The organism is Acidocella sp. C78 (genome assembly GCF_907164655.1).
Genome location: NZ_CAJQZK010000075.1, coordinates 79,048 through 84,332 on the forward strand (window position 1 = coordinate 79,048; position 5,285 = coordinate 84,332).

General features: G+C 66.1%; 7 protein-coding genes. 2 read left to right on the forward strand and 5 right to left on the reverse strand.

All coding sequences use genetic code 11. From position 1 onward, the window contains the following. Window positions 1–54: 54 nt before the first annotated feature. The 4 genes from pstA to ACIDOCELLA78_RS89760 all read right to left on the reverse strand — a co-directional run bounded on the left by pstA (window position 55) and on the right by ACIDOCELLA78_RS89760 (window position 3,720). Window positions 55–924 (reverse strand): phosphate ABC transporter permease PstA, encoded by an 870-nt coding sequence (gene pstA / locus ACIDOCELLA78_RS89745; RefSeq protein ID WP_201728822.1) that lies wholly within the window; start codon window positions 922–924, stop codon window positions 55–57. Then, on the reverse strand, window positions 908–1,882 hold the full coding sequence (pstC, locus tag ACIDOCELLA78_RS89750) for a phosphate ABC transporter permease subunit PstC (RefSeq protein WP_201728823.1): 975 nt from the start codon (window positions 1,880–1,882) through the stop codon (window positions 908–910). Before pstC ends, pstA begins: the two co-directional genes overlap by 17 nt. An 83-nt stretch (window positions 1,883–1,965) precedes the next feature. Next, on the reverse strand, window positions 1,966–3,042 hold the full coding sequence (gene pstS / locus ACIDOCELLA78_RS89755; protein WP_201728824.1) for a phosphate ABC transporter substrate-binding protein PstS: 1,077 nt from the start codon (window positions 3,040–3,042) through the stop codon (window positions 1,966–1,968). A 114-nt stretch (window positions 3,043–3,156) separates the two neighbouring features. Continuing rightward, on the reverse strand, window positions 3,157–3,720 hold the full coding sequence (locus ACIDOCELLA78_RS89760; RefSeq protein ID WP_201728825.1) for a hypothetical protein: 564 nt from the start codon (window positions 3,718–3,720) through the stop codon (window positions 3,157–3,159). A 24-nt stretch (window positions 3,721–3,744) separates the two neighbouring features. Between ACIDOCELLA78_RS89760 and ACIDOCELLA78_RS89765 the strand changes: the two genes are divergently transcribed. Together ACIDOCELLA78_RS89765 and ACIDOCELLA78_RS89770 are read left to right on the forward strand one after the other, a co-directional pair. Beyond that, window positions 3,745–4,290 (forward strand): chromate transporter, encoded by a 546-nt coding sequence (locus tag ACIDOCELLA78_RS89765; protein ID WP_201728826.1) that lies wholly within the window; start codon window positions 3,745–3,747, stop codon window positions 4,288–4,290. A 106-nt stretch (window positions 4,291–4,396) separates the two neighbouring features. Next, the gene (locus tag ACIDOCELLA78_RS89770) at window positions 4,397–4,798 is read left to right on the forward strand and encodes a chromate transporter (protein ID WP_249675892.1); all 402 of its coding nucleotides are present in this window, start codon (window positions 4,397–4,399) and stop codon (window positions 4,796–4,798) included. A gap of 30 nt (window positions 4,799–4,828) precedes the next feature. Here ACIDOCELLA78_RS89770 and ACIDOCELLA78_RS89775 read toward each other — a convergent pair whose 3' ends face one another. Next, entirely contained in the window at window positions 4,829–5,158 is a 330-nt protein-coding gene (locus ACIDOCELLA78_RS89775) for an EAL domain-containing protein (protein ID WP_249675895.1), read from the reverse strand. Between the last annotated feature and the right edge of the window lie 127 nt (window positions 5,159–5,285).

Here is a 5,285-nt window from a genome sequence, read left to right on the forward strand (position 1 = left end):
GACCTTGTCCGCCTCTCCGGCGGGCTGATCGCCGATATCAGTCAGGCGAGCTGATCACGGATCGCGCCGCATTACCATCCGCACGCCGATATTGATCGCCAGTACGACAAGCATCACGAGCAGCGCCGCGGCGAAGGCGAGGGCGTGGGATTGCGGATTCGGCTCGTTGATGAAGGTCCAGATCACGTAGGTCAGATAGCCGATCGGCTCGTTGGTGAGCTTTCCGGTCCAGAGATAGTTCGACCATCCGGCGGTATAGATCAGCGGCGCCGTCTCGCCGACCGAGATGGCGAGCGAGAGCAGCACGCCGGTGATCACCCCCGGCGCCGCCGCCGCCAGCACGATGCGCGAGGCTACGGTGTGGTCCCGCGCGCCCAGCGCATAGGCCGCTTCGCGCATGCTCGTCGGAACCCGTTGCAGCGACAGCTCGGTGATCCGCGCGAGATAGGGCACGACCATGATGGCGAGGGTGATCGCCCCGGCCAGCGCCGAGAATTTCCAGCCCAACCCGATCACCATCGTGATGTAGGAGAAATAGCCGAGCACGATCGAGGGCGTGCCGGTCAGCGTATCGGCCAGGAATCGCACGGTCGCGGCGAGGCGGTTCGAGCCGTATTCCGAAAGATAGATCCCGGCGCCGATCCCGATCGGCGCGGCGATGACGAGCGAGCCGAGCGAGAGCACCAGCGTGCCGATGATCGCGTTCTGCAGCCCGCCGGTGACCCCGTTGGTCGAGGTGGTGAAGAGCGCGACCGAGAAGGCCGATGCGCCCTTGAGCGTCACCGTCAGCACCAGGTCGAGCAGCGGCACCGCAATCAGCAGGAAGGCCAGGGTGCACAGCCCCCACCCGGCGATATTCGTCGCGTAGCGCCGCCGCTCCAGCGTGTTCAGCCGCGCCGGCATGGCGTCATGCATTGCGGGCATTGATCGTTCTCCTGACCAGCAGCCGCGCCACGGCGTTCACCAGCACTGTGATGACGAACAGCACCAGCGCGATTTCGGCAAGCGACTTCACGGCCATGTTGCTCGGGTCCTGAAGCGCGCTGTCGAGCTGCGAGAGGATGAAGGCGGCCATCGTGCTGATCGGGGTGAAGATCGTCCCCGGCAGATAGTTCAGCGCGCCGCCCGAGACCATCAGCACAGCCATGGTTTCGCCCAGCGCGCGGCCGAGGGCCAGCACGATGCCGCCGATCAGCGTGACGCGGGCCGTCGGCAGCATGGTATTCGCGACCACCTCGAAATGCGTCGCCCCCAGCGCATAGGCCGATTCCCTCAATTCGCGCGGCACCTGGTTCAGCGCGTCGTAAAGCGTCGTGGTGATGATCGGCGTGATCATCAGCGCCAGCACGATCGAGGCGGCGAGCAGCCCGTAGCCGCTGCCGGTGCTGTTGTTCATGTTGAAGAAGGGCATGAAGCCGAGCACCGCGGTGATCGCCGGGCTGATCCAGTTCGCGATCAGCGGCACCAGCACGAAAATGCCCCACAGGCCGAACACAACGCTCGGCACCACGGCGACAAGCTCGACCAGCATGGTCAGCCAGGGGCGCATCCGCGCCGGCGCCTTTTCCGACAGAAACATCGCCGCGCCCACACTGACCGGCACGGCAAACAGGATCGCGAGGAAGGAAGAGAACAGCGTGCCGACGATGAAGGCGAGAATTCCGTAATTCGCGCCGGGTGGCACCTCGTAGCCGTGGCGCATCACCGTGTTGCCGTAGAGGTTCCCGAGATTCCAGTTGATCGTCCACAGGAAGCGCAGCCCGTTGAACCCGATCGCTTGCCACGAATAGCGCGCCAGGAAGAAGACGATGGCGGCCAGCGCCAGCGGGATCAGCAGCGCAACCGCCGCCATGGTCAGCCTGAACGGTTTCACCTTCGACATGCGCCCCCTTTACACGAAACTGCCCCTCCGGCGAAGCCGGAAGGGCAGGGGTCGTCTCGTCAAGCCATGCGGCCTGCCGTGTATCAGCCCTGGATCTGGGCGATCTGCTTCGCGGACAGCTCGCGGATCTTCTTGGGCAGGGCCTTGAAGTGGACCTGCTTCAGATACTGTTCCGCATTGCCTTCGTTGGAGGCCCACGTCAGCAGCGTCTTAACGGCGTCCGCGGTGGCCTTGTTCGCCTGCTTCTTGTTCACGATCGCATATTCGTAGTTGATGATCGGATAGCTGTTCGCGCCGGGCGCGAAGATCAGGCTGATGCGCTCATCGGTCGGGGTCTTGTCACCCAGCGCGGCGGCGGCGGCGCTGACGGTCTTCGCGGTCGGAAGAACTGCCTTGCCAGCGCGGTTGACCAGCTTCGCGGTCCCGAGATGGGCGGCATCGATCTGTTTGGCGAAGCTGACGCCGACATAAGCGATCGAGTACTTGTTGCCCTTCAGCGCCTCGACCATGCCGGGATTGCCCTGCGCGCCGAGCCCGCCCTGCACCGCCGGCCAGGAGACGCTGGTGCCGTAGCCGACCTTGCTGTTCCAAGCCGGGGTCGAGAAGCTCAGATACTGCGAGAAGATGAAGGTATCGCCCGAGCCATCGGTGCGGTGCACCGGAATGATCTTGTGGTTCGGCAGCTTCACGCCCGGATTGAGCTTCGCGATCGCCGGGGCATCCCAGTTGGTGATCGTGCCGGAATAGATGCCGGCGAGAACCGGGCCGGAGAACACCAGATGGTGCCCGTTCAGGCCGGGGAGGTTGTAGTTGATCGACTGTGCGGAGATCGCCAGCGGGATGTTCAAGATGCCGGGGTTCTGCTTGAGCTGGCCGTTCGACATGTAAGCGTCGGACGCGCCGATCTGCACGAGACCCTTGATCGCCTGCGCGATGCCGGTGCCCGAACCGGTGCTCTGCGTCGTCACGCGGATACCCGGATGCGCCTTCTCGAAATGCGGCACCCAGATGTTGAACAGCGGGTAGAGCAGCGAGGAGCCGGTCTCGGTCAGGGTCACGGTCTGGGCGGCCGACGCGACGCCGACGCCAAGGCCGGCGACGAGCGCAGCGGCGCCGGCACCCAGCAGAACGGAGCGCCGCAGTTTAGAATCTGATCGCACGATGGATCTCCCTTTCGGTTGCGATGGCGAATTCACAAGCGAACGCATCACTGCGTCCTGTCACGGCATCTAGATGATCCAGTGTGACAACGCGACCGGTTGTCGATGAAGCTTTTATGACAACCGATCCGGCATTGTGACGCTCTCGCCGTTGCGCAGCCCCTGCGCGATCCGCCCGCGCAGCATCTCCACGGGCGTCTCCAGCCTGGCATAGCGCACGGCCCGCCGCAGTCGCTTGCCGTCCTCGCCGCGCACGATCAGGGTCAGCACCGTTGCCGTCACATCGGCGCTCGCGATATCGGCCCAGGCATGATGCTCGGCCTCGGCGGGGCGGCGGTGCAGCGTGATTCCTTCCGTCCCGATCACCGCCCGCGCGCGTATCGCCCTGTCGGCATGGAGCCGCCGCATCGACCCGACCGAGCCGATCACCGCGATCGTGCCGGCGAGCGGCAGCAACAGCGCCATCATGGTCAGGAACGGGCTTGGCTGCGCCGTCCGCACGAACACGAAGGGGGCGGCGAGTCCAAGGAGCAGGATCATCAATGCCATCGGCAATGGTGGATTGGCCCGCGCCGGCCCTGCCCGCAGCGCCAGTTCCCCGCCCGGTTGGCCTGCGCGGTTGCCGTCGTCATCGTTCATGGCGCCACCCTGCCCGAGCGGTTCAGGTTTGTCGATCATCGGCGCCGGGGCATAATGATTTCAATGACCGCCGAATCGCCCCGCCCCTCGCTTGCCGGCCTGTTCTCCGGCTTTTTCACCGCCGGCCTGTCGGGGTTCGGCGGGGTTCTGCCTTTTGCCCGGCGCATCATGGTCGAGCGTCGCGCCTGGCTCACGGCCGCCGAATTCTCCGACCTGTTCAGCCTCTGCCAGTTTCTCCCCGGCCCCAATGTGGTCAATCTCGCTGCCGCCTTCGGTGCGCGCCAGCGCGGCCTGATGGGAGCCATGATCGCGATTGCCGGGCTACTTGCCGCGCCGGTCGCCATCGTGATCGGGCTCGGCGCCGTCTATGAGCGGATCGGCTCGATCCCGGCCGTTCACCATGCGCTGCTTGGCCTTGCCGCCGGCGCCGCCGGCCTGTTCGCGGCCGCCGCGCTGCGCATCGCCTGGCCCGCCGCGCGCCGCCCGGCGCATGCCGGCGTGGTCGGCCTTGCCTTCGCCCTGTTCGGCGTTCTGCACCTGCCGTTGCCGGTGGTCATCGCGATCGCGACGCCGCTCTCCGTGCTCGTCGCCTGGCGGCAGCACCGATGATCCTGCTTGTGCTGCTCGGCCTGTTCGCCGGCTTGTCCCTGATCGCGATCGGCGGCGTTGCCAGCACCCTGCCGGCGATGGCCCGTGCCGTTGTCGCCATCACTGGATGAGCGCGCCGCAATTCGCCGCCCTGTTCGGCCTCGCGCAGACCAGCCCCGGCCCGAACATGCTGATCGCGACGCTGATCGGCCTGCACGTCGCCGGTCTGGCTGGCGCGCTGGTCGCCACGCTCGGCATGATCGGTCCGTCGAGCCTGCTGACGGTTCTGGTCGCGGGTGTGTGGGAACGGTTCCGAAGCGCGCGCTGGCGGCTTATCCTGCAAGCGGCGATCACGCCGGTCTCAGGCGGGCTGATCCTTGCCGCCGCCCTGGTCGTCGTTCGCGCGGCCGATCATGGTCTGCCGGCCTGGGCGCTCACAGTCGTGGTCATGCTGGTTTCGTTCCGCGTCAGGCTGCATCCCCTGGTTCTGCTTGCCGCTGCCGCCGCACTCGGGGCTGCGCTGTTCTGATCAGCTTGCGCCCGATCTGCCGAACCGAGTTCAGCCGAGCCGAAGCGCTGCCGGTAGCGCCGCTTTGGGCAGCCGCGCGAACCGACTGATATCCGGCGCCGGCGCGCCATAGAGATAGCCCTGGGCATAGTGGCAGCCGCACTCCCGCACAAAATCCCGCGCTTCCGGCGTTTCGATCATTTCCGCGATCGTGCTGATCCCCATCCGCCGGCACAATTCGGTCAGTGCCGAGAGAAAGGCACGGCCCTTCTGCGCCCGCTGGGCGTGGCGGATCGCGTCCCCGTCGAACTTGACCGCATCAACCTCCAGCACCGAGAGATAGCGGAACGAGGAGGCGCCAGCTCCGAAATCGTCGAGCATCACTGCGTAGCCGCGGCTGCGCAGCCCTGGATGAAGCGGTTCGCCGCATCGAGATCGCCGATCTGGGCACTTTCCGTGATCTCGAATGACAGCCGGCGGCGCAGCCATCCGTTTTCGGCGAGCAACC